This is a genomic window from Larkinella humicola (assembly GCF_008727875.1).
GTDB classification, from domain to species: domain Bacteria; phylum Bacteroidota; class Bacteroidia; order Cytophagales; family Spirosomataceae; genus Larkinella; species Larkinella humicola.
Map to the genome: position 1 here is coordinate 248,938 of NZ_VTWS01000005.1, position 24,449 is coordinate 273,386.

Here is a 24,449-nt window from a genome sequence, read left to right on the forward strand (position 1 = left end):
ACTCCCATAAAAAAAGCCCCAACAGGGGCTTTTCAGAAGAAATAATCAATACTAAACTTTTTGAGAGGCACTTGCTTTCTTAACTAAAGATTGCCTTCTACTTTCTTCTGCTTGTTTCGCATAGTGATCTAATCTTACTCGAGAAGCACTTAGCGAGCTTTGAGAAGTTGTTCTAGTTGATGGATTTTTAGTGTTCATTGTCATGATGATTAGACGATATGTTACTTAACACTTGTACATTACCATGGTTAAGCTGTCCTTCTGAGCCATTTTCATGGGGAGGACTGTCCTGTGCAGCCGTATTTACTTGAAAATCTACAAAGCCGGTATAACGAATATCTTTTTCAAGAGACATAAGAAAGCCTGATAAATTAGATAATGCTTTCTTAAAATCAAGGCCAAATTTAGAAGATAATTTAACAACAGAAGGCATGTAAGTAGATATATCGTAATAATCAATTACATAGCCATGATCTGGACAACCATTTACCAGGAAATCAGTGAGGTATACTCTTTCTTTCAAGGCAACATCTTTTTGATAAAGTTCCAGTATTTTAGCCGCATACTGTTCGCCAATTTCAAGCTTTCTCTTTTTGTCCCCTAACTTATACGGATTTATCTGGCTCAAAAGGGGATCATAAAATTTAGCAAGATATTCAAAGACCTGACTTGATAAGTCATTTTTGTTGACAGGGATACGCTGGTTCTGATAAAAATTTGTAAACATCTTCTCAAATAGCAATTGAGAATGGTCTTCAATAAGCTTAAGTGAATATTCGTCATTTAGTGCACTTTCTCGCTCAAAAAAAGGACTGTCATCCCTCTCCTTGACCAATTGTACATCAATCGGGCCAAATTCTGCAAATTCATCCATTATTATACATGACCCTCCGAGAGCTAAAAGAGTTGCAGCACTTTTCGCCCAAAATGGAACAATCACATTGACCGTCTCAAAATTGTTCCTCAAAGTTCTCACCATTTTATATGCTTCATCAGGGCCTCCACCAGGAGAATTGATAATAAAATCAATCTCAGATATGTCAGAATGGTGCTCTTTGAAATCCAGAACTGTTTCCCTTAACTTAAATAGGCTTTCAAAACGGATTTCATCTACGAAAAAAAGTTGTGGGATTTGTCGAAATTTGCCTAGCTCCTTAACTAAGGAAATGGCTATTTCTAATGGTTCTGGTGCCGATAATGTCATAAAAATGAGAAATTTAAACACATATAGGCAAATACGTCAAAATATATAGACATTTTATGAAAACAATGTAACCGGTAAATAGAAAGTCTACTTACAATAATGTATTTTAAGTTCACACAATTAGTGACTCTACCACTACGAAGCTACGTCTCTCACTTTCAGGATTTTACACTAAAATAGTAAGAGTCCTTAATTATTAAATAAATAGACCCCAGCCTAGAGAGACTGGGGTCTATTTACATTAGAAGATAAATCTACTTAAAATAAACAGACATACCCTCTAACTGGGATAGGCTCAATTTCCTTAACCCCAGCTAAAAAAGTTTGTAGATCAACCCGCCTAACTTTAGGCTCTTCAGTCCTTTCCAAGGCCTTCTTACGAGTCTCAGTTTTCAAAGACTTTACCAAAGATGCGCCCATATTCTTCTATAATTTGAGGTTTCTGTTGAAGAAAACGTTTTTGAATCACAAAAATATAACTGTTTTCAGAATATCCAAATGCCTTCCAAGGATTATTCGAAGACCCCGTAACAAGTTGCATCATAGTCAAATAAACCTGATAACGACGATTATTGTTATCATTTGCTTCGTTTAACAGTGTAGCAGCTTGAAATCCAAAAGACATGTCGGGGCAATGTCGCCTCAAGGTCCCGATAATAGCAAAGATTGTTCCAGCTACCCTGTTTGCTCTTCCTACCTTAGTAAGATAACGATAAGCACTCAGATTTTCGTTCCTTACTTTGCGTTCTTTGTTGGAGGTAGTAGCATAAAAATCTACCTTAAAGACTGTGTCATTGTATTGCTTTATCTGAACAATAATTTTTCTTCTGCAAAACGCATTCGAAACAAAAAATTTATAGATGTACTCATACTGGTAGTCCAGCTCAGGATCTAATTGTCTTTGGATGCTATTTTTCTTATTTGTATTTCTCTGTACAAAATGAAAATCGTAGGGCTGATCGAACATTTGTAACTTTGTTCTTTTGTAGAAAAGAACAAAGTTATAAACATAAAATGAAAAGGCAGCGATTGGAGACGTAGTGGAAAGCCTTCTGGCCGTTTGTGTGGTAAAATAATAATTATTATTTTACCACACAAACGGCCAGAAGGCTTTCCATGTAGGAGCTTCCTTTCTGAAGAGACAAAGATCTGATTATCAGCAAATTAACAGTTAAATATTTTTTTCAGTTTAGAGATTAAATTTACTTAACGGTTTAAGTTTCGGAGTATCATAAATAAAATTAACATATTTTTATATTATGATTTTAAATCAAAAATATATACACTACTCCACCAAGAATACATATAAGTATCTCATTGTTAGAATATTAAAAGAAATTAAAATCTTTATTACAGTAATTTCGATTGTTTTATAATATATAAACCATGACAACTCAGTATAACAAACTGAAATACAGTCACTTAATAACTCAACAGCAACTCCAGCTTCGGGAGCTTTGAATATCAGCCACTTACGAACTAAAATTTGTGAGTGGCTTTTTTGTTTGCATACAGATTTGCATACAGCCTGACTTATATTATAAGCCGAGCTTGTTTAAAAGTCTCTCCCAAAAACCTTTTTTCTGATTCGATTTAATAGTACTTTCTACTTTGCTTTCTATTTCCTGTCCTAGGATTTCAGCGTCTTTTTGCTTGAAATATTCCTTTTTGTCTTGAAAGTCCTTATTCCGTCCTGCGTTAATTTGCTCTTTTTTCCACTTCCCAGCCCATTCAATCTTACTTTGTTTTATCCAGTAATGCGATTGGCATTCAAAACCCCAGTTACCAATTGAGGGACTTAGTGAAACCGTCTCGCCGTCGAACAATAACCGCCAGTCAGTGGGTGAAATAGGCGTAACAACTCTATTGCCACAGCCGCACACACAATTGTGTGCGGCTGTGCAATATTCGATGGAGACGTAAAGTACTCCCTCGTCCAGCGTTTTCGGAATGAATTTAACGAAGCTGTGCTGTAAGGACTTGATCTTCATTGTACAATTCCGAATTGTTTATCGCGTACAGACTATTATGCTCACCCTCCAGATCGTGGTAGAAGTTATTTAGCTTTTTCCACTTGATGACCGCAAGATTAGCGTTAAGCGCATTTAACTCCGCAATTTGAATGTTTGCATCGTAGTCATTATTACCCTGTTCGCCAACAGGTAGGCGTTTATGTAAATGAGCATTTTGTGTCTCTGTAGAGGTCGTTATGCGAATCATACCTGTCAACCGGTCCCCTACCAGATTTACACCCAAACCTACATCGATAAACGCTATGCCTCGTGACCGCAGATAGCTCGCGATTAGCCCTCTTGCCTCATTACGATCCAAACTTATAAAAACAAAGTTCATCATGTCGAGCAATGAAAGGTTGGCGGCAGTAACGTAATACGGATGAGCTACAATTCCCTTGTGCATATTCGAATATTTATTTCGGTAATACTCCACTTTTAGTGGCTCCGAATCTAATTCCTCAAGGGATGCGGCTCCCGGCGAACGGAATGCATTGTGCGTATGCAGGACGTCGCCATCAAATTGGTGAATCTCCCAAACGGGTGTTTTAGCCACCAAATCTAAAATGTACGCCCCTGTCCCACCCAGTCCCACAATCGCTATCTTTTGCCCTTCAAGCCTAGCATTTAACTGGTAAATGTTGGCCCGACCCGAGTTAGTGTCCAGATACTGGAAGGGCGCGGCATCATCTTCCATCGGTACAACCTTAAACGTTTTCTCCGTAGTGTCCGGGTATAGCGTCTTTGCTGGAGCCGAAATTATTTCGGCGTATCGCGTTACCTTGTGGTAATAGTCGGCATACCCCTCTGGCGGTTTATTCGAGAAAGCAAACTGCACGATCACACCCGGATATAACTCCTGAGTGCAATTCTGATGCTCGATGCCTGTAATACGTCTACCATCGGACCTGTGTGGATACTCGCCCGTAAAGTGAATAACGTGATAGCTGGGTCGTGTGGTCGTTTGGCCACTAGTGTCGAGTGACGTGACCAGGATTCCGAAACAAAGCTCCCGGCTAGTGTTCAGGTAGGGAATATGATGCACAAGCAGGTATGGCCCCTTGAGTTCTATCTCATACCCTTCGTCGCGCAGACGCTTCAGGTCCGGGCTACGATTTATCAGTGGCTGTTGCATTGAATTGCATCTCGTTTTTGACCTTTACAACACTTCCGACGTCCATTGTCCCTTTGGGGTTTTGCTTCGGCCCTTTCGAGTAAGCCACCGTGTATTCCATCTGCCCATTATTGACATACTGTCCAAACGCCAGCACTACAACTTGTTCATAGGAGATCGTTTTCTGCATCCAGCTCGTAGGCGTTGCGTTTACAATCAGCGTGTATTCTGCTTTTGCTTTAGAGACGAAGTGCTCTTTACTGGGGCGAGCCAAATTCACAATAATGCCGGGTCGGATTAATTCGTCCTCAAAAGGCGGATCTATTTTTAGATAAACCTCATCCTCATCATCAATCTGGCCCAGTTCCTTAATCTCTTCGAGCGAGATATACTGTTTAAACCAGACGTGATCTACTCCGTTTATAGACAAATCAAGCTTTTTGCGAACGTAGAAGTATTCGATCTCGGGCCGGGCCAGATTCACGCGGGCGTCGTTCAGTATAAGCTCATCCACCCACGGCTTTGCTACTGAAAGGTACAATTCAGTATCTGGTGGAATTCCGGCAAGTTCTTTTAATTCTAAGCCAGTTTTGTACTGAGCACTACTTTGGTAAGTTTTGCCCTCTATGACAAAATCCAAAACTTTATTCTTGTCCCCACCGGGGTTACTAAAATTTAATTCGAAAGACATGTTTGTAATGATTTTAAATTTAGACTTACATTTTCTGTGGCTTACTGATTAGATCAGTAGCCAGTGCATAGGCTCGAAGCCAGAGCGTTCTTAAATCCCTGATGCTGGTTTCTATGATTTGAATTGAAAATGCAGGCCCATTCGGAGATAGTATTATCCCGTCTGGTTTAAAACCACTTGATAACTTGCAGAATTGAAGGAGAGGAGGTAACTTTGAAGTGCGAAAACATCATTACCCAAAAGCTTAGCAGGCTTTTGCTTTCCTTTACTAGAATTCACAAGCCAGGTAGTCTCTGCCTGGTTTTTTTATATTAACTCATGGAGCATTCCGATTTCAAGGTTAATGCCTCGGCTAATAATATCTTGCAACAGTCCCACTGACACGCTTTCGTATTTAGAAATCGATATACCAAGCTGCTGATATGAAATCACTCGGAGCGGATGATTTTCGCTGACGAGCGTGTACCCCATAATTCTGGCGTAAACCATAGCGGCTACAGTTCTGGCGAGAAACATAGAACAGCAGCCGTTAAGAAGGCTAATAACGTGAGTGATTTGGCTTCCACTTAATGAAACCACCTTCAATTTTCCTTGGCTGATCAACAATTTTGAAAGAGCTATGTCGGGCATTGAGAGATCCCCCGTTGCTAGTTGTTCATAATAGCACAAATCCGGGATGTAAAACTGTACGTCTTCATCTTCTAAATAATGAAGAATGCCAAAACGCTGCAACCTAACGGGCAAGTTCACTTCTGTCACGACCAAATTCTTCATCTCATTGAAATTTTTGAAAGTAGAATGTTACGGAAGTCGGCTTCACTGCGCCCAGCCAACTGTGCAGCTTTGTCAAGCCCAATTTTATTTTCGCTCAGACAGCGATATAACATTTGCAGGAAACGCTGCGGCTCCTCTTCGCCAAGGTAGTGGCCGAATGTATAATCCTCAAAATCATTTGTCTTCCACTTCTGATAAGCGTCAATGGTTATGAGATTGGCTCTCCGGGCGCGAACCATAATGGCGTAAACCGATATTCCGTAAAGCTGTTTGATGCGCTGTAGCTCAGGCATTGATATCGCCGTGCGGTTTCTGCCAAACTCTGCAACCAGAATATCTGTGGGGAGCATAATGGCCCCAGCAAAAGCATTGCAAAGTTTTTCAACCACGTCTATTGTGAGATCATCTGCCATTATTAAGAGCAAATGACCCAGCTCATGTAACAGTGTAAAACGTATCCGGCAAATGTCTTGTGGTCGATCATTAAGAATGATAACAGGAAATTTCCTTTGGTCCACCCATCCTGAAAGTCCTTCATGTGTGTACGCATAACCAAATTTTACTTTGATAATCCGAATACCCTTCTTCTCCAGTACATCCACCAGATTATGCAATGGACCATCACCGAGCTTCCAGCGTTTGCGAAGTTGGATGGCGGCCTTTTCAGCATCATGCTCCGTTCTAATCGGGTCATTATCCTTCAAAGGATTATCGAAAGGCCTGTTCTCTTTAGCAATGGCTTCGAGTTCCATGTAATTCGCCAGAGCATTACTTGCCAATTCTTCAACGGTAGTTCGCTGGTCCATTGATAAGGACATTCCTTCACGGTAGTTTACATAATTTAGCTTGAATGATACTTTATGGGCAGTTACTAAACGATCGATACTGTAGCCAAATGCTTTGGCAATAGCCAACAGCGTAATACTATCAGGAGTGCGAACACCGTTTTCATAATGGCTAATCGCCTGCTTAGTAACCCCCACCTCAGTCGCTAGCTCCTCCATTGTCATTCCCTTTTGCTGCCTAAAGCGGGTAATGTTGGTTGCGAGTGTGTTTAACATAACATGTCGATTGTGTTTTGATGTATACAAATATAATAAATTAAATAAAGTCAACACAACAATTTTCTTAAAAAATTTTATAGCAATTTATAAGTAGTTTATTTTCAGGTATTTAACTATAATTTATTATTTTCACTGATCTTTCGCCCCGTATACTCACAAAGAATAAATCACCAATTATAATAGCCTATAATGAAAAATTAGTGATTAGGTCAGGGAAGGTCTGGCTATTATTCCTCTAATTCTTCCTCTATAAGAGAAGAAACAGCGAATGGGAAATTATTTGTCTTTCTGGTCGATAAAAAGCTGGTTGTGCAGGTACGAGAATCCAAGCAACGCAGACGCTAGTGACAATAACTACCTAATCAGCCGGACTGCTTATTCGCTGAGTCACAACCGCAGCAGCTGCATGGCCAACTGGGTCGGCTGGCATTCCTCGACGGCCTGACAGGGAATAGCGATCCGGTACAGAGGTAGTTTCATTCCTGATCATTCCTTACCGTCGGGCTGTTATCAGGTCAGACACAATTATTACCTAAATATTGATTTGACCGTGGCTACCTCTGCCCATCCGGCGACTGTGATGGTACCGCAGAGAATATGAGTCAACCTTCATCATGCCGACGAACATCGCACCTCAGGCTCCCCGCCTGAATCGCAATAGCTGGAACGAACTGGAAGGCTCCCCCGCTAGCAGATCGAAGAGGGTAACGAAGCGTATTTTATTGCCGGGACCTATGGCAAAGGCGGTATCGGCGACAACGGCAAAGCGGAAAGTATCGCGTGCGTCAAATCACGGTTCCGGCTGTTCGTTCTGAACCCTATTATCAATAAAATTATATACCTTGATTTATACTATGTGAGATTCCAGAACGGATATTTAATTTGCTAGAAGCATCGGTGTGCAAATTTTGTACTAATTATTGGCACAATGGCTAAAACGAAAACAGAAATCATCGCTCAAATAAGATTTGGTATAAATCAACTTTCAGCCCGCAATGGTCAAATGGATTTTGAGCACATATGCCGGTTTTATGCTCGTAGCCGAATTCACATCAATATTCTTCCAGCTACTGGACCTGTGCAAGCTGGTGGAGATCAAGGACGTGACTTTGAGACGTTTCACAGCTATATGGCACAATGTTCTATTGCTTCAACGTCTTCCGTTGGTTTATTCTCGAAGGAGCCGGTGGCATTTGCCTGTTCACTTGAACAAGATCCGGCTAAGAAAAATGGAAAAATAGAAAGGGATGTAGCCACTATTCTTAAATCAGGCGTTCCTGTAGAACGTATTTATTTCTTTAGTGGACAGGATATTCCCGTGTCGAAGCGCCATAAAGTTCAAGAAAGAATTCGCAAGAGTACTGGCGTTCCTATTGAAGTTATGGATGCCCAATCACTAGCCGAGCACCTTTCGGATTCTGACCTATTTTGGGTAGCCAACCGCTATTTAGATGTACCTAGCGAATATTACGTTTTACCAGCGGGACCTACTTGGTATAATGATTTAAAAGCCGAATTTGAACGGCGTCCAAATCAAGATTCCCCCCCAACCTTCGAGGAATTTTCGGAAATCAAGTCAGCCTTACGCCGCATATACAAAGACACTAGCCTGAAAATAGATCTACCCTTCTGGTTTGATAAACTATCAATCTATTTACAAGAAGGTATTTTTCGCTCATTGAAGCGTAAAGCGATCTATGAGCAATTTGTAGCCAAGCTTATCGGTCAGAATGATACAACCAATCAAGAAGAATTAATACGGGATTATTACACTGATTTTACTGAGTATCGAACTCCCGCTTTGTTAGAGGATGCGACAATTTTGCTATCATTCATTATTAATTCAAAGCATAGAACTGGGCATCTCATTGATATTGATGAAATCGCTGTATGGAAAGAACAATTGTGGTCAGTTTTAGAGCAGGAATATGCGGTACCCACCGAAAACAACGGGAGAAAGGTTTGGCTTGCTGTCATTATGGCACAATTCCAATTCTTGATTGCCAAGGGAAATAATCCTATAAAAGCGCTGTCAACTTTAGCCGCGGGCTTGCAAGAAGCTGTTCCTTACTTCGAAGGTGCAGTCTTTTATCCATTCCGTGAATTGTCTAATTCACTAAATCATATAATCGAGGTTTTACTTGAACTCGACATTAATGATCCGGTAGTCGGTGAGTTAGAATCTATTGCTCGATTGGTTGATGAAGAAGTTGGAAAGCGATATGGCCAACTAGAAGCGAGCGAACAGCTAAAGCAACGAGCCGTTAAATATTTTCAAAAAAAACGCTATTTGGAAGCACTAAATGCTTTTCATCAGTTAAAGTACAAATGGGTTAGCGCCAGTTCTCCTAAATGGACCATCTTAGCTTCTATTTTCATTGCGGAATGCTACAAGGAGTTGCGTATGGATTATGCCAGTCGGTATTACGCCTTTGCTGCTGCTCAAGTTATAGTCAGATCTGAGGACGTAGATTTGCAAAAATATTTACCAAAAGCACTTATTATCGCTGCGGAGGCTTGTTACAGATCAGGGGCCTGGCTGAGTTACGTCGATACATTGGATTTGTGTATACTATCTCATAGAGTAGCAACTAAGGATTTCGAAGTATATGATGAAAGCAAACAACATGTTGGTATTATCTTTCACCCCGCAATGATTCTGTATATCGCTAAGCGATTTAATCTGGGTAGTCAATACCTATTCACTTACCGTTTTAAGCGATGGGGATATATTAGCGAAGAAATCGACCAAATGCTTGATGAAATAAAAGCTCGCTACAATCAACAAACGGATCAAGAGTTATATAGATCTCTACAAGGTCAACTCAATGATCGTGTGTATAATGATTTCGGGTTGAAACGAACGGTAAGCTTTGAGACATACGGCAGTAGATGGATGATAACCTTTGAAAATGATTTCAATACAAATGCAGCTGCAGAGCAATTAGTAGCCATTATTCAAATTTTAATGGTTGAGTTGCATGATACTGAGCTGTACCTTTTACGATCAACAATTTACATTGATTTTGACATAAGGGATGACATAAGTATGCCAGAACAGTATACCTTTTCATCGAATGAAGAAATTCATTGGCGAGTAAATTTCCCAGCTCAGCCAAGCGAGGATCTCTTACATAATTCACAAGTTTTTTACTCTGCTTTAGTTATTTCAATTTTACAGGAAATTTCGTTGCTGCCAATTGATGAGTTAATGGCGATTATTCACACCAAGTTCGACGAACAAGGTCTAGTTGGTCGATTGTTATTTGTTGCCACTTACCAGGTCTTATATGAAGAGTTTGTCTCTAAAATCGAATTTAATGAGTCTGCTCGTCAGCATTTTGATGATGGGATGCAGTTTAGTCAATTAGAGTCACGGAGCAATCCTAAGCTTCCTTGGAATGAAACTGTAGCACCTAAATACGATCAATCGGTTGCTTTACAGGCTATCCAGAATAGGATGTCATTTATGTATCCGTATGAAGTAACGCTACCCAAGCTCAAACAGTCGAGCAGTTTTAAGCAAGTCGTTCAAGTCTTGCGAGACAAGGGTTGGCTTGATTGGCAGATCGCTGTAGCCATAGGCAACATCATTGTTAATTATAAGATTCAAAAAACTTCTCCCATTTACGATCCAGCGGTAATGAAAGCTAGAGCGTTTGACTTCTACCGCAAACCTGAAAAAGAGTGGTACATACCTATCCCCGAATTGATACTGACAGCGGAGAAAATTGAAATGATTTTAAAGACATCAACAACATTGAGTGTTTTGCAGTCTTTCGGTTTAGAATCTCACTCTGATACACCGAACGTCGAAGCTATTTTAGAATTGCTAGCGAAACGTTTCAATTATCTAGTTGACGGCGCTGATGTTAAGGTATTTAACTGAACGACTTTTCTTCTGTACTTCCCATAATAATAGCAAACTACTCTGTGTGGCTAGATAAACTGCAGGTGACCTTCTTGCTAAGATGTGGACATTTATAGAGTAGAGAACCACTGCTTTTTTCAGTAGTGTAAATAACCAATTAATCGTTTCTGAGAAAGAAGGCATCGGCCTACCGTCAAATTCCCTGAAGAACAGATCGTCTTTGCGTTTCGTCAATAGAAGACTGGAACAAAAGTGCTGAGTTGCTTATCTCCAGCTACATATGTTGGAAAAACCCAGAGTATAAAAGGTTATTGTCTGACTTTTGAAAAGGTTATAAATTAGTACGGCAGCATAACTAAATATAGAAACTTATTTCTGGATCAATGGACAATAGACTACATATGAGAGTATACGCCACAGAACAAGAGGGGGCAAAAGGCTTACTAGGTGAAGCCGTAAAAATCATTTCTCAATGCGATATAGATTATGTAATTATCGGCGGATGGATTCCATTGCTCTTTTATTCATCTATTTATCCTCATCCAGGCTCTTTTGATGTCGATCTATTATTGAATGATAAAACAACGTCTGTAGAGAAAATGCAAACAGCTGTTCGAATGTTTAAAGAGAATGGGTATTTATTTTCGGCTAAAAACAAATTTCAATTACATAAAGCTCTAAATATATTGGATGATCAGATCTTATTCCATGTTGACTTTCTACATAGGAGATATGCTCCAGACCAAGAGCAGGGAATTTTCATTAATTGGAACTCAGCAATGTCAATTTCTGGACCAGGAACTGATATTATTTTCTTGGATAATGAAAGAAATGCAAGAGAAATATCATTTGATCTTCCTGACAATACTACCGAATCAGTACGAATAAATTTTGCAAGTGAAATAGGATTTATAGGTGCAAAAGGGCGATCACTTGATGTTCCTAAGAGAATTAGAGATTCCTACGATATTTTTTTAGTTATATGTCAAACTAAAAACTACAAAGAATTATTATTAAAATCCCAATATTATTACCATAACAAACTTTATTTTAAAACATCGATAGATAATATTTTTGAGTTTTTTACTCAAGGGGACAAGTATGGAAATAATGGCATCAAAAACACAAAAAGGTATTTAGAAGAGTATAAGCCATCACTTAAATATATTTCAATGATTGATGATTTAGATAAATTTATTAGTGATAAAGTTTGCGGTTTCATTAAAAAAGTAATGCAGAGATAAGTTATAACTTATCAATAATTATTTGTAAATGTTACTACTATATTGATGTCGATAAACCTTAAAACAATTGGTACTGGTGAACTGTATGAATTAATGAGAGGAAGGGGTAATGGATTGTTTAAGGCTAACCTAATTGCCAGTAGCCTGGTAAACTTGTCCTATGAAACGCTACAGTTCAAGTATATAGATTTGAATTCATCATACTTTAGCTGGAGGAAAGTATGAGAGAAAATGATCTAGTTCATCAGGGGAGATCCTGAATCCTCTTTCAGCTATGCCGTCAGCCGGTTTTAGGAAGATTCTTTTCTTTCCGCCATTGAATGGCCGACCATTATGAATCCAGCCATAGAGAAGCCCGTGAGAAATGCCACATCCTCTACTGTATAGAGGATTTACGATCGAATTGTGCCCTGATTTGTAAGTTACTTAAGTTCTGCTATAATAGACGGCCTTTCATCTTCAGATGTATTGCCCAGTACAATCCACAACGAATCAGTAACCGTATGCGGGTTATTGAGATTTAAATGCCGAATACGGACGAAACTCAAAAAAAGTCTTAAAGTGGTTACAGGGGAGTGGTGATGAGATCGAGTGCTTTAAAATGTTGAATGTTTTCAATACAATCTAATCAAGTATAAATAAAAGCTACTATCTTATGACAAATCACAATTAATTTGACTTATAACAAATGATCCTTAATGAAGCGTTCGAAATAGTTTTGTCGGAGTATCCGCAAGCAGTGAGGCAACCATTCAATAGACACCCACTAGCCAAATTTGTTAGAACGAAAATAGTTGAGCTCATTACCACTGGTGTTGATCTCAATTCAAGATACTTGGTAAGAGGAAGCACAGGCCAAGGAGCTTGGGCCCGCTGTCCATGGGTTGCGATTTTTGATAGGCTAATAACTGAGTCTGCTCAAAAGGGGTTCTACATTGTATACTTATTCAAAGAAGATTATTCTGGTTTGTACTTATCTTTAAATCAGGGCGTTACAACTATTCGCTTAGAATACAAGTCGGATACAAAAAAAGCATTACGTATTAAGGCTAATGACTATTTAGCCAGATTAGGTGAGAAAGCCTCTGGGTTAAACCATGGTCCTATTGATTTATCAACAACCAGTAGCTCTACATTAGGTGCTGATTATGAGGCTGGCTCTATATGTTCCGTATACTATCCTATAAATGAAATCCCAAGTACAGATATCTTATTTAAGGTCTTAAGCAGGTTTTTATCTCTTTACTCATATTTAGTGGAAAATGATTCTGTCTTTGGTGGAACTACAGTTGAAGAGGATGAAGAGCTATATTTTGAAGATTTAACAAAAATACGTTTACATAAAAGGATTGAACGAAATACAAATTTAGCGCTAGCGGCTAAAGCATTATATAAACCAATTTGTCAAGTTTGTGGATTTGACTTTTTTAAACACTACGGAGAGATTGGCAAGAATTATATTGAAGCTCATCATTTAACACCTTTATCAGGTTTAAAGGGTCAAAGATTAAAGTTAAGTCCTTCAAAAGATTTTGCTTTGCTTTGTTCAAATTGCCACAGGATGATTCACCGCTCTGAGTTTATCAGCGATATTGAGGGCTTCAAAAAAGCTCACTATAAGGGATAGGAAAATCTATTCAAACCTGATAAGGCACGCGCAGGTGGAAAATGTGAAAGGAAATGGTCCAACCCATCCGAGAAGATCTGAAACTCTCGTTCAGCCAGACTTCACCAGGTTTCAGAGACACATTTTTTCCACTAATGACCGGTAGTTATCATGGATTTCCTACAAACCGCCAGATTAATAGAATTTCATTACAAAACCTTATTATTCTGGTTGATCCAGGATAATACCTTAGTATCAAAATCTCTTATTGCATAATTTAATTCAACTACTTGCCGTTTCATATTTTCGCTAATATTGTCATAACCATAAGGTTTTAAATGCATCCCTTCATATTCTTGACTTATATTTTTTAGTGTTCGGCTAATGGCAAAAACTGCCGTTGCCTTTGTTTCTTCTAAGTCATCAGGTAGCTCAAGTCCTTCTACTAAAACAGATGCCTGATTAATTGCCATTATCAAATCATTTATTGCATATTTCCCCTTACTAAATGCTTTCTGGCCAATACTTACTTTTTGGTTGTGAAGAAGCTCTAATCTTGATTTTAGCCTTGGAGTATTCATTGTAATAGTATTTATGGTTGTATTTCAAATTGCCTTGGCTGGAGGAAAGTGTGAGAGAAAATGATCTAGTTCGTCAGGGAAAATCCGAAACCCGCGTTCAGCCAGGCCGTCAGCCGGTTTCAAAAATACAGTCTTTTTGCCGCTATTGAAAGAACGACCATTGTGAATCCAGCCATAGACTGTAAGCGTTGAAAAACCCGTTAAAAATGCAACATCTTCAACGCTGTAGAGCGCCTTGGACCGGATTGTGCCTAGCTTGGTGAGCTCTTTCAGGTCAGCCATCATCGATCGCATTTCATTTTCGAATGTTTTGTCCATACTTGATTTCGATGAAAGTCCAACATTCAATATACCGGACTTGGTTTGTTTCATTAATGTGTTGTTGATTTCTGGTACCGTATGTGCTTATAAATTATAATTCCGATGCCAGGTGTAATAATCCGGTGGCGTAAAACCTGCATACTCTGAATATCCAGCCGTAAACAATGAGTACTCCAGGTCTTCACCAATCCGAATGCAATCGGTCAATGCCAAATCAAATGATTCAAATTCTTCCGGCAATGACAGTAAAAAATCCTGCTCACTTTGCTCAAAGTCCTCGACTTCCGATTCACGATGCGTTGATAACAGGATGATATTGTCTGCACCAGCGAGGTAAGCCAACCTTGCTACCTTGGAGATCCGCAGGAAACGGCTTAACGTAGCCGATTTGCCTAACGGTTGAAGGCTTAGAATTCGGTTCTTCTGTAGCAATAGAACATAAACTTTGTCCGGATCTTTATTCTCTTCCCGCTCCCAGAAGGCTCGGAAAAGCATCAAAGCATCCGCGGGCGTCTCAATGCTGATTGGAACATAGTTTTCAGGATAGACATACTCGATTCTGAATTGTGGCAGCAAGCTCAGACTATCCAGCGAAGGAAAGAAACTAAGTACCTCGCTAACCGTTCGTGAAGTTTGTGGGGGCGCACTTGCGCCGAATGCTACAGGAATGTAGTTTTGCTCCTGACTCATAACAGTAACTGTTTTGGGTTCTCAAACCCCTTCGCTCGATCCGCCAAGATTTACAGCGTTGGGGTTTCTATTTGATTAACCTGGCAACTTCCTCGTACAATTCAGCGAGCAACTAAGTGGATGATCATCCCACTAATTCTGTTTCGCCTTTTCTGATTTACGCCATTTGTTATTGCAACAATACAAATACTTGTATTATAATACAAGTATTATAAGAAAAAATTTGTTACTCTAATTTGATGATAAGCCGTTTGTTAAGCGCTGTCGCTATTTTCTGAAGTGTATCAATTGTTAAATTCTGATTCCCATTTTCAAATCTGCTAAATGTTGATTCAGCAACCTCAATTTTTTCACCTAGTTCTTTTTGAGTCAATCCTACACTTAACCTTGCCTGTTTAATAAGTTGGCCGACCTCATTTTTAATTTCTGACATAGTCTGTTTAAGTTTAAAGCGAATGTATATCTCTGGTTGAAGATGTAGTTAATAAACTAAACCAACGGTCAAGGCTTTGAGCAAACGGCTATCTAGTGCCATTTTCTACAGTTCTTCTTTCTAGATCAGCAGCGATCAATGAGTTTAAGTAGCGGTTTAACGGGATTCCACTCTCCTGACACTTCTCCTTCATTTTTTCAAACCGTTCCGTTGAAACCCGAAGCGGATACCCTTTGCCCGATCGTTTGCTTTTAGAACTCATCCAATAATTCTTGCCGTTTATTTGACTAATTATAGCGATTTGTTTGACCTAAATATGGTGATTTTTTTCATTAATTCGGGTATCACCAAATAATAGTCAAACCGTAGAACGGTTTACAATTAAACCTGAAAATTCAGCCAGAATCACGTGACTTTTGATTAAATTGTACTGTTTCAGCTCCAAAAACACATTGCTATGGCCGCAGGAAATAAACAAACAATCCGGGAGTTCATCGATGAAATGAATGCCTCCACCCAGGAGATTCTACAACACCTCAATGACAACGGTATTAATTACAATTTGAACGCCTGGGTCACCATTGCCAAATACGCCAACCTGTTTAACATAGGCAATACATCCACGATTTCAAGTTGGATCAGCCAGGGAATTATTCCACCAGAGAACGTTATCGAGATTACGGCCCTAAATGGTCTGAAGCTTATTAAGGCTGTAGCCTATAGTTAAGTCTTTGGAAAAACAGCTTGGCCAAAGAGTAAACAGGCTGTTTTTCTATACAATTTGGACAATCACTCTAAAACGCGATCAGTACCCCAGTACACGTCTTACCCGATTGATAATTGTTCACCCGATTCAGATAAAAATACCCACCCGCTATTTCGATGTCCCCAATTCGAACGTTTTTGAGACGGATTGGAAGATTTGGATTAAGCGTGGCCATATCGACCGGGCGCAAATACAGGGAAGGAATAAATACCCTAGGGCGCCGAAGGACCCGCTTTAAACCGCCGAAGTACCGTCCGATCAAAGGCACTTCACTGACTTGGCCAGGCACCGGGCTAAAAGCCAGCGAGAAGTTATTCTCATTGGTTACAATGGAATTTTCGCGCCGGGCAAACCAACAACCGGTCAGCGTTACCGTGGCTGGCTTGATGTTACCGTTGATATCGAGAATCTGCGTAGCTACCTCGAACGTTTTCGTTGGTTCCACCAGAATAATACGTGGACTGGTGGAGTTTTTATTGATCTGGATGGTATCTCCCTTGCCAATGATCGTGCGCGTTTCAATCAGTAACGGTGAACCAAAATCACCTACCTGCCGGGTTGAGGGCATAGTCGCCGAAAAGGGCAACTCAAAAAGGGCCGTTTCGGTTGACTGTGCCGTGTTTTCACAACGAATAACCCCATCTCCATACCCTTTGTCAACGCCGTCCTGCTCTTTGTATTTCACATAGTTTTTCTGGGCATACGGCTCGATCCGGAACTGAACTTCCGGCGCTTCACTTTCCTCAACCTTTGCCGACCAGTCAACTGCATTTACCCGGTTGTTGGTCAGATCGGTCAACTTGATTAACTCTACCGTTTTGCGCTGATTGTCAATATTAAACCACCCCGACATCTGGAACGCAATGGCCTTTAGAAGCAGAGAGCATTTCAGATCGGGGAGGTTTCGGGCAACCAACCACTTATCGCCCGTGTAAACGATCGGATCTGGCTCAAAGCTGGCGTAGGCGTATTCACTGGTTTGGAAAATTTTAACCTGGTATTGAGCAATATTAGTTCGTTTTCTGACCGTCAACCTAATTTTTACAACGTCATCTTTTTTCAGCAGGACGGAAGTATCCACTTCGATTCGATCCCGTTTTTCGACGAGTATAGATGTATTATAAAGGGTTTTACTCCAGTATCCCTGGTGGACATTAGACCCATTTACCTCAATGATTAGCATAACCTCAGGAGCTCCTAAATGAACGTGGGCAACAAACTCCTGGAATGCAACAACCCGCAACCTCATGGCTGTATCGGCTTTATACTGGAAAAGTGTCGGGTTATAATTATCCGTCTTGCCGTCGTAGAAGAACGGGTCGCGGTTGTCAATAGAGAACGGCTGTATCCGATTTAACCCCCTATTGACTAAATCAATCGTTGAGGCATCAGCAAGTGTTACCCGCGCCCGTCGGGCATCTACCCAGTTTTGATCCCGGCTGACCGGCTCGGCTTCGCAGAAGGGCAACACCATTGCCTTAAATAGCGGATCTTCCAGCCAGGCACCCACCGGTTTATAGCCCTCTTCCTGCAAAGATTGTGCGACGACGTCGCGGACAAAGACGCTTGGAAATATGGCATCCTGGGGCACAATACCCTCGCTGACGGTTCCATAATCTAAAATTGGGTAGCAGACGCCTTCCGTAGCCCCGGCGCGCGCGTTGATCTCGTCCAGTGTCCAGGGATGATCCAGCCGGGAAAGATCCAGATCCCGAATGGATTTTTCCCCCAGGCTATCGAACAGCCCACGGTGATTTTCGTAAATGACGACTTTCCAGATCCCTTGAAATCCTTTTAGTTCCGCCCGGCCATCGAAGATAGTCTCCTCATCTTCAATGATCCGGGCAGGAATGAGTTTATAGGGATGCTGGCCACCGGCGTCCAATTGTTCAGCATGTTCCAGGATTTTCTGAATTGCCAGCGTATTCGGTAAATTGAATTGATTCGTGTAACTCAATTCCAGCGAGTCAGGAGAGGTTAAATCATTCGCCTGGTAATTGATTGCGTAATCGACCTCGGCGACCCATTGCCACCCCGCTTGCCCGAAAAAGTAAATTCCATTTTCCATGAAACAGCTTATATGAATTGTTGATAGTACGTTAAAGCAACTATAATCTTGAGCGATCGGTAAAACTTAGGGCCCAACGAATCGATCTCAGTTTCTGTTTTTGTTGGTCCATATCCGCAAGATGTTGTTGCCATTGTTGTTCGATCTCCACATAGTAGACATTGTGCTCCCCGCCAGTAATCATGTTTTGCATAAGTGAATTCCAGATTACTTCGCGTTGGTTTCCCAAATCTTTGATCAGCTGGTTCAGATCGAAGATCCGCTTTTCAGTAGCTGCCTTGGTTAATTTCATCTCAACGAGAGATTCATTTGCTTTTTCTGTTGCCATGATAAAATGGGTGGATTCGTAATTTTTTAAATCATTTTAAGACCCAGAATCCAAGTACGACGAACCTTGGCAGGCCCCATTTTCGGTTTGTTGTATTTGGTGAACACCGCACCTCGGACGGCATCGATGGCGTGGTTATAGGCATCGATCGGATCGTTTGTTGCTTTTCTACCAGCCATGATCCATTGGTAGATTTTAACTTCCCGAGCCAGATCCTTTTTAGTGTGAATTGTGTTTAGAAATCAATTTTCCTCTTCCTAGCCTTCGGAATCCCCTAAATTCATTGTTAAATCAATCTCAGCCGCCAGATCAATATGAACCTTATCCCGCCAGTGTTCCGGTTGTCGGTTTTTCAACCAATTGAGTGCGGCCCCGGCATCCGGAGGAATGTATTTGGTCACGACTTTGGTCACGCTGAGGAGCGCCTTATCGTAACCGCCAGTACTGGGATTGAACGGCGCATTTCCTTCACGTGTAACTTCGTGATGTTCAAAGCCAATGCAGCGTTTGTAGAAAGCTTCCGCCACATTCATATCAGCGATTAATTTTCCTTCCTTGACTGACTGTAAAAAATCGGGATACTGTTTCTTCCAGTTATTAATAGTCTTTTCAGAAACACCAAATTGTTTACCTAAATCGATGTCCGTAGCTCCCATTAGGCAGTATTGGCGAGCAATGGCAGCGTACTCCGGTTTGTACTTAGTGGGCGTTCCTCGTTGTGATTGATTTTCCATGGTGTGGATATAGATTGAAATTTTAAGAAACCGGTAAATTTTCGCTCTTATCGAGATTAATGAAGTTTTCATTTTCATCAATTACCCCAATATACCTCGACGAATCATAAGAGCTGTCAAGTTCTGAATAACCATCATCCTGAATGTCAGAAAGAGTTACTAATCGATAAGTGACATGGGGAAGGTCACCGTTTTCTCCCTCCCATAGGATAGTATGTAAAAGATGAACCTTCTCTTTGAATTGCTCTCCTTCTTCGCTATCAGTGTAGCGGCCGACTAACCACAGACCAGAAACTGGAACTGTAGTAATGCTGAGAACTTTTTGATCTGACTTTGGCATAAGATTTTGAAAGTTTAAAGTGGTGAATCAATTTCAGCAAGTTCTCGAATTTCATTTACAATCGACTGATATTGTTCCAATGACCGAATGATATAGAATTGTGGCCTAAAATAACTTTTATATAAACCGTGCAGTGGATAATATTGAGTAGTTTGTTTTTCCCCATTGTGTGATTAAAATTGAAAAGTGGGAGAAAAATTATTTTAAGGATTTTTCGACAATGCATTGACTTTTAAATGCTTACAAAGTATCCCACTTCTCCCACTCTTTTAATTAACTTTTGTCTATAACATATGGAATTATTTTTCACTCCTCCAACTGCTTTATGTATTGTCACTGTTTTTCACTCTCATATCTTTATTCCTTATTTATCTGGGAGAAGTGGGATAGAATAGAATAATAAGAAGACTTAATGATTGTAAATCAATATTTTAATCAATATCCCACTTCTCTCCCATTTATGACCCACTTCGCCCACTTCAAAAACTGAGCGCTGAGTTAGGTTTAGGTCCAACAGATCGAAGGTAAAGGTAAAAGCCCCGTTTACCTTTACCTTCGGGAGCGTAGTACTCCTTGTCTGAATAAGGGAATCCCATCGCTTTCATTTCTTGGGAAATGATTTTCCCTTTCAGATTTTTAATGGTTGTAACCCCAGTCAGATATTCCAAAATTTCGCCTTGGCTCCATAGCATGGCGTTTTTCTTATCTGCCAGCTTAGGAATCGTGAAATACTTTTCGATCAGGTCGCGTTCGGTCGGAACATCGTAATAACCTCCTGTCACTTCCTGAAGGCGCTGCACGTCATTTTGCGTAAGATCGTGACGCTCTCCAGCTTTAAATAAATGATAAGCCTCGAGTAAAAGATCAGTTTTATTGATGGCATTATATCCCCTAAAATCAATAGATATGACGTTGATCGGAATTACACGTCTATTATTGTGCGGATCAGGAATTACCTCTCTGGGGTTGCTCGTACCACACATGACGGCCAATCGTCGAAGTTTAATGAGGCCTCGGCCATACGGTTCCCTCAGCGTGAAGAAATCCTTCGAAGCCAGACTCTTAAAGTGTTCGTGATCACGAAGTCCGTTCTTTCCAAACTCATCGTTAAACGATATCAAATTGGAGCACATTGCCATTTCGTTATCCCGGTTATCAATCCATTTTGATTCTGCAAAATATGGCCGTAACTCTTCTGGAAATAGCCGTCGGAACCATGAGGTTTTTCCAGTGTTGGCCGCGCCGGTTAAAACGAGAACGATCGGGCAGGGCTGATCATAGACAGATGAGATAACTCCGATGAGCCATTTTCGAATAAAGAACTCCTTATAGTCCGGAAAGAATTGGCCAGGTCCGAAACCGGTATCCGTTTCGATCGTAGCCGCAAGTGCGGCTATAATTCCCGTTGGCTTGCGATCCTCATTATCTCGGAAGAAATTACGTAGTGGGTTATACGAAGGTGTGAAATCCGACTTGATCAAAATATCGAACATCGGATAGGTGACCTTGGGGAGCAGCTTATTGGCGGCCACAAAGATTTTATTTAACCGACGTTGATCTTGAACAATACCCTGCTCATCTTCATAATAGCGGGTAATTTCATTAAAACGCATTGGATGGTTACTTCGCAGGAATAGCTCCAGTTGGTCGTAAAGCGTCTCATCCGATTTGATTTCCTCCCGAGTTGCGAAAACCTGTTTGACGATATCCCGGCTTTCCTCTTCCGGGATCTCCAACTTTTTTAGGTGATCGACCGCACCCTCCACCGTGCCGTGCTGCTTTTTGTACATCGATGCTACCGAAACGATCTCTTTCGTTTTCGGCGTCATGATCTGCAAACCGGCTTCTTTGGCCAGGTAGTAGAACGTCGCAATTTTTATTTCACGCGATCCATACCCCAGGGCGTAGGTAAACATCTTGTCTACCTTCTCAAAATCGTACGGGGAGGCAATCTGATTTTTACAAATCTCGTGAAAGATTGCCCTGGCACTTTCCCCGAGTTCCGATATCAAAGCGAAGCAAACCCGCAGCCGCTGGTGGTAATCTGGCGTAATATCGACCCGCTCGTCGATGACCTGTTTTACCACGAAATCGAGGTCGTCCTTCGTATGAATGAACGAACCGATGGTCGATCGTTTCTGCTCCGCTTTGCTGAGGTAGCTCTTCCAGAGCAGCGCCTTCGGATTATAAGGAATCGGCGTTCGTTCCTCATCCGTATCTCGGAAACAGAAGACACCCGGGTCATGAGAGCCGTAGCGCAGCCGTGAAATGTTTTTGCAGGCCGCGTCGATCTTCCGACCGTATTTCTCCAGATAGTAGTTCTCCAGGGCTAAAAACGCATCGGCAAACCGGGCCGGATCAATTTTGACCAGCACACACAACCCGGTACCGGAAATCGATTTAAAAACGGCGAAGGTGTACGGATCAATGATCATCTGCCGACGGACATCCTCCAGCTCGTCGTTTAGATCGTCGAGGTCAATGCCGATCAATCCGGACGGTGCCTTCAAACCATCATTCGTTTTTTGCGCGAATGTTCCCGAAACTGTGACACCATACAGTCCGATTTTATTGGGCCCGTTGTTTTTCAGCTTTTTCCGTTCCTCCTTAGTTTTACCCTGCTGAACGAACTCGGTTTGTTTTTTGAACGTATCCCGGCTGATATGCCAAAGGAAGTCCTCAACGGTAATATCGGGCATTGGCCTCCCTTTGGTGGGGAAGTACTGACTTTCATACTGGCTTATCAAAGCCTCCAGAACCAGAGGCTTAGTTTTTTTATCGTTCATGGCAATTGATGTGGATCCTTTAAATTGGCAGGCTACTGTTTTAGAAGTGGCTGAAACCATTTCCAGAACTCCTCAAAATTGCTGACTTTGATAATTGTCTCTGTGATCCCTTTTCGCCAGGGATCGACATAATTTCCCTGCATTACTTTGACGGTATATTCTTTCTCCTTGAAGTGAATTCGCAAATCGAAATAAGGCCTTACCTTAGGGGCCTTTCTATAGCCGGTATAATAATTTAGTTTTTCAGCTGGCCGGTGTCTGCATTCAGCACCTCCACCATGTATTATTACGCAGGCGGCAATACATTCAGCAAGTTTGATGGGAGTGGAATCTGAAAAATCGGGCCAAGAAATGAGATCGGGAGATATGTCTGGATGTTCTTTCTTCAGTTTCTCCCATTCAAGCAAGCTTAAGTTCCAGAGAGCATTCATGCAGCTCTACGCCCTCCCTTGCGTTCTTTTGACGTTAGTCGTCGATTTTGCCGAACAGCAATGATTTGCCGAGCTTGTTCATCAAGTTCGTTTGCTGTTTTTTGACGTCCAGATTTAACCCAGTCCAAAAGATCTTGGCGGATAAAATAAAGGCGTTTACCCTGTTTGCTGAAAGGTATTTTTCGCTCATAAACTAGGCCATAGATTGTCTGCGAAGTAAGGCTCAACAGATCAGCAGCCTCCCCAACTGTAAGTAATTCATTGACAATCAGACCATGATTGTTTAATTCTTGATTTGTCTTATCAGTTAGGAGGGTCTGCAACATCTCTTTAATGTTGCAGACATCATTTTGAAGTTTTTGGAAGTCTACTACCATCGTCGGTAAATTTTAAAACCGACGTAAAGAAGAAAGAAAAAAATACCTCAAGACAATACCTAGGGTACGCTTTGAGGTACTTATAAGGTATTGTTTTTTATAATTTAAAAGGAAGCTGGCTATTTTTTGCGGGTTTGCGATTTTTAGTTAAATCTTCATACACGGTTCGTGAGTTTAGTTCTTTGACAACCCCACGCTTGTCAACAAGCCGAAACCAGAAACAAAGCCAATCGCGTACCTCAGTTGCTTGATTTCTAATCTCACCTAATTCCAGTGCTTGCCTGAATAAATATCCAAGACTATTTTGCTGGGCACGAACAGCGAAGTAAGAAGGACTCCCACTTACTTCACCACGTAGAAGAGCTTCCAATTCTTCAGAAATATTCTCACAAATTCCAGTTAAAGCCTTCAAAAGTCCTTCTATTGCTTTCTCAGTGATATTTAATGCTATGGGATGGTCATTTTCAGTAAGCACTACATTTTCATTTTTATTTATCACACCATAAAACCTAATTCTGTTTTGTAGCCAATTTAAAAACCCAGACCAGGCAAATGCATTGCCATAACAGCTAATTTGCCCTATAAGGGTTTTGGGCTCTACCTCACTATCGCCTTTAAAATCATTGTAATAATTATCATTTTCTTCTCGGTCATCCTTTATTATATCACCTTTATCATTAAAAGAATTTGCCCAGTTTTGAGCTAAATTTTCAATTATTTGTGAACGACTTTGAGTTCTTACCTCTTGCCATCGTCGGAAGTTGCGAAAAATATCACAGTAATCGTGGTATCGACTCTCAAGGTAAGGTACTGCCTGTTTTTCAGGATAGAGCATTATAGATAATTCTGCTTCAATAGAAGCAATCAAATTATCTATTTCGATATCTGCGATCAATTCGATCGCAGATATCGAGAAGTCAATTTTTTTGATTCGTTCACCCTTGGTAATAGTTATTCTTTCTAGCAAATTAATTTCCAATTCAACCTTTTTTAATTTTTGTTGCTGCTCCATTA

At 40.8% G+C, this 24,449-nt stretch carries 24 protein-coding genes and 1 pseudogene; 5 read left to right on the forward strand and 20 right to left on the reverse strand.

What is annotated here, in order from left to right; all coding sequences use genetic code 11:
• Nucleotides 1-187: 187 nt before the first annotated feature.
• The 7 genes from F0P93_RS19945 to F0P93_RS19975 all read right to left on the reverse strand — a co-directional run bounded on the left by F0P93_RS19945 (nucleotide 188) and on the right by F0P93_RS19975 (nucleotide 6,856).
• Complete coding sequence (locus F0P93_RS19945; RefSeq protein ID WP_150879067.1) at nucleotides 188-1,204, reverse strand: SDH family Clp fold serine proteinase; 1,017 nt, start codon at nucleotides 1,202-1,204, stop codon at nucleotides 188-190.
• Nucleotides 1,205-1,589: 385 nt separating this feature from the next.
• Nucleotides 1,590-2,171, reverse strand: a complete 582-nt coding sequence (locus tag F0P93_RS19950) for a hypothetical protein (protein ID WP_150879069.1) — start codon at nucleotides 2,169-2,171, stop codon at nucleotides 1,590-1,592.
• Nucleotides 2,172-2,742: 571 nt separating this feature from the next.
• Nucleotides 2,743-3,195, reverse strand: a complete 453-nt coding sequence (locus tag F0P93_RS19955; RefSeq protein WP_150879071.1) for a ubiquitination-like system serine protease family protein — start codon at nucleotides 3,193-3,195, stop codon at nucleotides 2,743-2,745.
• On the reverse strand, nucleotides 3,161-4,351 hold the full coding sequence (locus tag F0P93_RS19960; RefSeq protein ID WP_150879073.1) for a ThiF family adenylyltransferase: 1,191 nt from the start codon (nucleotides 4,349-4,351) through the stop codon (nucleotides 3,161-3,163). The genes F0P93_RS19955 and F0P93_RS19960 overlap by 35 nt, the downstream gene beginning before the upstream one ends.
• A complete protein-coding gene (locus tag F0P93_RS19965; RefSeq protein ID WP_150879075.1) occupies nucleotides 4,326-5,021 on the reverse strand; it encodes a multiubiquitin domain-containing protein in 696 nt (231 codons plus the stop codon). The genes F0P93_RS19960 and F0P93_RS19965 overlap by 26 nt, the downstream gene beginning before the upstream one ends.
• Nucleotides 5,022-5,327: 306 nt before the next feature.
• Nucleotides 5,328-5,795, reverse strand: a complete 468-nt coding sequence (locus F0P93_RS19970) for a hypothetical protein (RefSeq protein WP_150879077.1) — start codon at nucleotides 5,793-5,795, stop codon at nucleotides 5,328-5,330.
• Nucleotides 5,792-6,856, reverse strand: a complete 1,065-nt coding sequence (locus F0P93_RS19975; RefSeq protein ID WP_150879079.1) for a helix-turn-helix domain-containing protein — start codon at nucleotides 6,854-6,856, stop codon at nucleotides 5,792-5,794. Before F0P93_RS19975 ends, F0P93_RS19970 begins: the two co-directional genes overlap by 4 nt.
• Before the next feature lie 611 nt (nucleotides 6,857-7,467).
• Between F0P93_RS19975 and F0P93_RS32045 the strand changes: the two are divergent.
• From F0P93_RS32045 to F0P93_RS19995, 4 genes and pseudogenes are all read left to right on the forward strand, one after another.
• A pseudogene (locus tag F0P93_RS32045) lies at nucleotides 7,468-7,674 on the forward strand (hypothetical protein); the annotation flags it as partial.
• A gap of 113 nt (nucleotides 7,675-7,787) precedes the next feature.
• Entirely contained in the window at nucleotides 7,788-10,748 is a 2,961-nt protein-coding gene (locus F0P93_RS19985; RefSeq protein ID WP_150879083.1) for a hypothetical protein, read from the forward strand.
• Between the two features lie 383 nt (nucleotides 10,749-11,131).
• Complete coding sequence (locus F0P93_RS19990) at nucleotides 11,132-11,974, forward strand: hypothetical protein (RefSeq protein ID WP_191908865.1); 843 nt, start codon at nucleotides 11,132-11,134, stop codon at nucleotides 11,972-11,974.
• 688 nt (nucleotides 11,975-12,662) lie between these two features.
• On the forward strand, nucleotides 12,663-13,601 hold the full coding sequence (locus tag F0P93_RS19995; RefSeq protein ID WP_150879087.1) for an MrcB family domain-containing protein: 939 nt from the start codon (nucleotides 12,663-12,665) through the stop codon (nucleotides 13,599-13,601).
• 188 nt (nucleotides 13,602-13,789) lie between these two features.
• Here the strand turns inward: F0P93_RS19995 and F0P93_RS20000 are convergent, their stop codons facing one another.
• The 4 genes from F0P93_RS20000 to F0P93_RS20015 form a co-directional block, all read right to left on the reverse strand.
• Nucleotides 13,790-14,161: a hypothetical protein gene (locus F0P93_RS20000; protein ID WP_150879089.1), complete on the reverse strand. Its 372-nt coding sequence runs from the start codon at nucleotides 14,159-14,161 to the stop codon at nucleotides 13,790-13,792.
• Between the two features lie 24 nt (nucleotides 14,162-14,185).
• Complete coding sequence (locus F0P93_RS20005) at nucleotides 14,186-14,533, reverse strand: helix-turn-helix domain-containing protein (protein WP_150879091.1); 348 nt, start codon at nucleotides 14,531-14,533, stop codon at nucleotides 14,186-14,188.
• A gap of 33 nt (nucleotides 14,534-14,566) precedes the next feature.
• Nucleotides 14,567-15,172 carry a hypothetical protein gene (locus F0P93_RS20010; RefSeq protein WP_150879093.1) on the reverse strand — a complete coding sequence of 202 codons (606 nt, stop codon included), beginning with the start codon at nucleotides 15,170-15,172 and terminating at the stop codon, nucleotides 14,567-14,569.
• Between the two features lie 226 nt (nucleotides 15,173-15,398).
• Entirely contained in the window at nucleotides 15,399-15,605 is a 207-nt protein-coding gene (locus tag F0P93_RS20015) for a helix-turn-helix domain-containing protein (RefSeq protein ID WP_150879095.1), read from the reverse strand.
• Between the two features lie 457 nt (nucleotides 15,606-16,062).
• On the opposite strand from F0P93_RS20015, the gene F0P93_RS20020 reads away from it, so the two are divergent.
• Nucleotides 16,063-16,332 (forward strand): hypothetical protein, encoded by a 270-nt coding sequence (locus F0P93_RS20020; RefSeq protein ID WP_150879097.1) that lies wholly within the window; start codon nucleotides 16,063-16,065, stop codon nucleotides 16,330-16,332.
• Nucleotides 16,333-16,399: 67 nt separating this feature from the next.
• On the opposite strand, the gene F0P93_RS20025 is transcribed toward F0P93_RS20020, so the two are convergent.
• From F0P93_RS20025 to F0P93_RS20060, 9 genes are all read right to left on the reverse strand, one after another.
• On the reverse strand, nucleotides 16,400-18,439 hold the full coding sequence (locus tag F0P93_RS20025) for a hypothetical protein (RefSeq protein WP_150879099.1): 2,040 nt from the start codon (nucleotides 18,437-18,439) through the stop codon (nucleotides 16,400-16,402).
• Between the two features lie 40 nt (nucleotides 18,440-18,479).
• Entirely contained in the window at nucleotides 18,480-18,767 is a 288-nt protein-coding gene (locus tag F0P93_RS20030; protein WP_150879101.1) for a hypothetical protein, read from the reverse strand.
• Between the two features lie 26 nt (nucleotides 18,768-18,793).
• Nucleotides 18,794-18,946 carry a hypothetical protein gene (locus tag F0P93_RS31540; RefSeq protein WP_191908866.1) on the reverse strand — a complete coding sequence of 51 codons (153 nt, stop codon included), beginning with the start codon at nucleotides 18,944-18,946 and terminating at the stop codon, nucleotides 18,794-18,796.
• Nucleotides 18,947-19,024: 78 nt separating this feature from the next.
• Nucleotides 19,025-19,501, reverse strand: a complete 477-nt coding sequence (locus tag F0P93_RS20035; RefSeq protein WP_150879103.1) for a helix-turn-helix domain-containing protein — start codon at nucleotides 19,499-19,501, stop codon at nucleotides 19,025-19,027.
• Between the two features lie 22 nt (nucleotides 19,502-19,523).
• Nucleotides 19,524-19,841 (reverse strand): hypothetical protein, encoded by a 318-nt coding sequence (locus F0P93_RS20040; protein WP_150879105.1) that lies wholly within the window; start codon nucleotides 19,839-19,841, stop codon nucleotides 19,524-19,526.
• Nucleotides 19,842-20,320: 479 nt separating this feature from the next.
• On the reverse strand, nucleotides 20,321-22,627 hold the full coding sequence (locus F0P93_RS20045; RefSeq protein WP_191908867.1) for a VapE domain-containing protein: 2,307 nt from the start codon (nucleotides 22,625-22,627) through the stop codon (nucleotides 20,321-20,323).
• A 32-nt stretch (nucleotides 22,628-22,659) separates the two neighbouring features.
• Nucleotides 22,660-23,058 (reverse strand): hypothetical protein, encoded by a 399-nt coding sequence (locus F0P93_RS20050; RefSeq protein WP_150879109.1) that lies wholly within the window; start codon nucleotides 23,056-23,058, stop codon nucleotides 22,660-22,662.
• A complete protein-coding gene (locus tag F0P93_RS20055) occupies nucleotides 23,055-23,435 on the reverse strand; it encodes a helix-turn-helix domain-containing protein (RefSeq protein ID WP_225309568.1) in 381 nt (126 codons plus the stop codon). Before F0P93_RS20055 ends, F0P93_RS20050 begins: the two co-directional genes overlap by 4 nt.
• A gap of 97 nt (nucleotides 23,436-23,532) precedes the next feature.
• Nucleotides 23,533-24,447, reverse strand: coding sequence for a hypothetical protein (locus F0P93_RS20060; RefSeq protein ID WP_150879111.1), 915 nt, complete (start codon nucleotides 24,445-24,447; stop codon nucleotides 23,533-23,535).
• Between the last annotated feature and the right edge of the window lie 2 nt (nucleotides 24,448-24,449).

Bases quoted from the DNA above. Each gene is read 5' to 3' on its own strand.
- F0P93_RS19965 (WP_150879075.1), bottom strand. From the start codon at position 5,021: ATGTCTTTCGAATTAAATTTTAGTAACCCCGGTGGGGACAAGAATAAA.
- F0P93_RS20000 (WP_150879089.1), bottom strand. From the start codon at position 14,161: ATGAATACTCCAAGGCTAAAATCAAGATTAGAGCTTCTTCACAACCAA.
- F0P93_RS19990 (WP_191908865.1), top strand. From the start codon at position 11,132: ATGAGAGTATACGCCACAGAACAAGAGGGGGCAAAAGGCTTACTAGGT.
- F0P93_RS19970 (WP_150879077.1), bottom strand. From the start codon at position 5,795: ATGAAGAATTTGGTCGTGACAGAAGTGAACTTGCCCGTTAGGTTGCAG.
- F0P93_RS20025 (WP_150879099.1), bottom strand. From the start codon at position 18,439: ATGGAAAATGGAATTTACTTTTTCGGGCAAGCGGGGTGGCAATGGGTC.
- F0P93_RS20035 (WP_150879103.1), bottom strand. From the start codon at position 19,501: ATGGAAAATCAATCACAACGAGGAACGCCCACTAAGTACAAACCGGAG.
- F0P93_RS20045 (WP_191908867.1), bottom strand. From the start codon at position 22,627: ATGAACGATAAAAAAACTAAGCCTCTGGTTCTGGAGGCTTTGATAAGC.
- F0P93_RS19975 (WP_150879079.1), bottom strand. From the start codon at position 6,856: ATGTTAAACACACTCGCAACCAACATTACCCGCTTTAGGCAGCAAAAG.
- F0P93_RS20030 (WP_150879101.1), bottom strand. From the start codon at position 18,767: ATGGCAACAGAAAAAGCAAATGAATCTCTCGTTGAGATGAAATTAACC.
- F0P93_RS20005 (WP_150879091.1), bottom strand. From the start codon at position 14,533: ATGAAACAAACCAAGTCCGGTATATTGAATGTTGGACTTTCATCGAAA.
- F0P93_RS31540 (WP_191908866.1), bottom strand. From the start codon at position 18,946: ATGGCTGGTAGAAAAGCAACAAACGATCCGATCGATGCCTATAACCAC.
- F0P93_RS20040 (WP_150879105.1), bottom strand. From the start codon at position 19,841: ATGCCAAAGTCAGATCAAAAAGTTCTCAGCATTACTACAGTTCCAGTT.
- F0P93_RS19960 (WP_150879073.1), bottom strand. From the start codon at position 4,351: ATGCAACAGCCACTGATAAATCGTAGCCCGGACCTGAAGCGTCTGCGC.
- F0P93_RS20055 (WP_225309568.1), bottom strand. From the start codon at position 23,435: ATGGTAGTAGACTTCCAAAAACTTCAAAATGATGTCTGCAACATTAAA.
- F0P93_RS20010 (WP_150879093.1), bottom strand. From the start codon at position 15,172: ATGAGTCAGGAGCAAAACTACATTCCTGTAGCATTCGGCGCAAGTGCG.
- F0P93_RS20015 (WP_150879095.1), bottom strand. From the start codon at position 15,605: ATGTCAGAAATTAAAAATGAGGTCGGCCAACTTATTAAACAGGCAAGG.
- F0P93_RS19985 (WP_150879083.1), top strand. From the start codon at position 7,788: ATGGCTAAAACGAAAACAGAAATCATCGCTCAAATAAGATTTGGTATA.
- F0P93_RS20060 (WP_150879111.1), bottom strand. From the start codon at position 24,447: ATGGAGCAGCAACAAAAATTAAAAAAGGTTGAATTGGAAATTAATTTG.
- F0P93_RS20050 (WP_150879109.1), bottom strand. From the start codon at position 23,058: ATGAATGCTCTCTGGAACTTAAGCTTGCTTGAATGGGAGAAACTGAAG.
- F0P93_RS20020 (WP_150879097.1), top strand. From the start codon at position 16,063: ATGGCCGCAGGAAATAAACAAACAATCCGGGAGTTCATCGATGAAATG.
- F0P93_RS19995 (WP_150879087.1), top strand. From the start codon at position 12,663: ATGATCCTTAATGAAGCGTTCGAAATAGTTTTGTCGGAGTATCCGCAA.
- F0P93_RS19945 (WP_150879067.1), bottom strand. From the start codon at position 1,204: ATGACATTATCGGCACCAGAACCATTAGAAATAGCCATTTCCTTAGTT.
- F0P93_RS19950 (WP_150879069.1), bottom strand. From the start codon at position 2,171: ATGTTCGATCAGCCCTACGATTTTCATTTTGTACAGAGAAATACAAAT.
- F0P93_RS19955 (WP_150879071.1), bottom strand. From the start codon at position 3,195: ATGAAGATCAAGTCCTTACAGCACAGCTTCGTTAAATTCATTCCGAAA.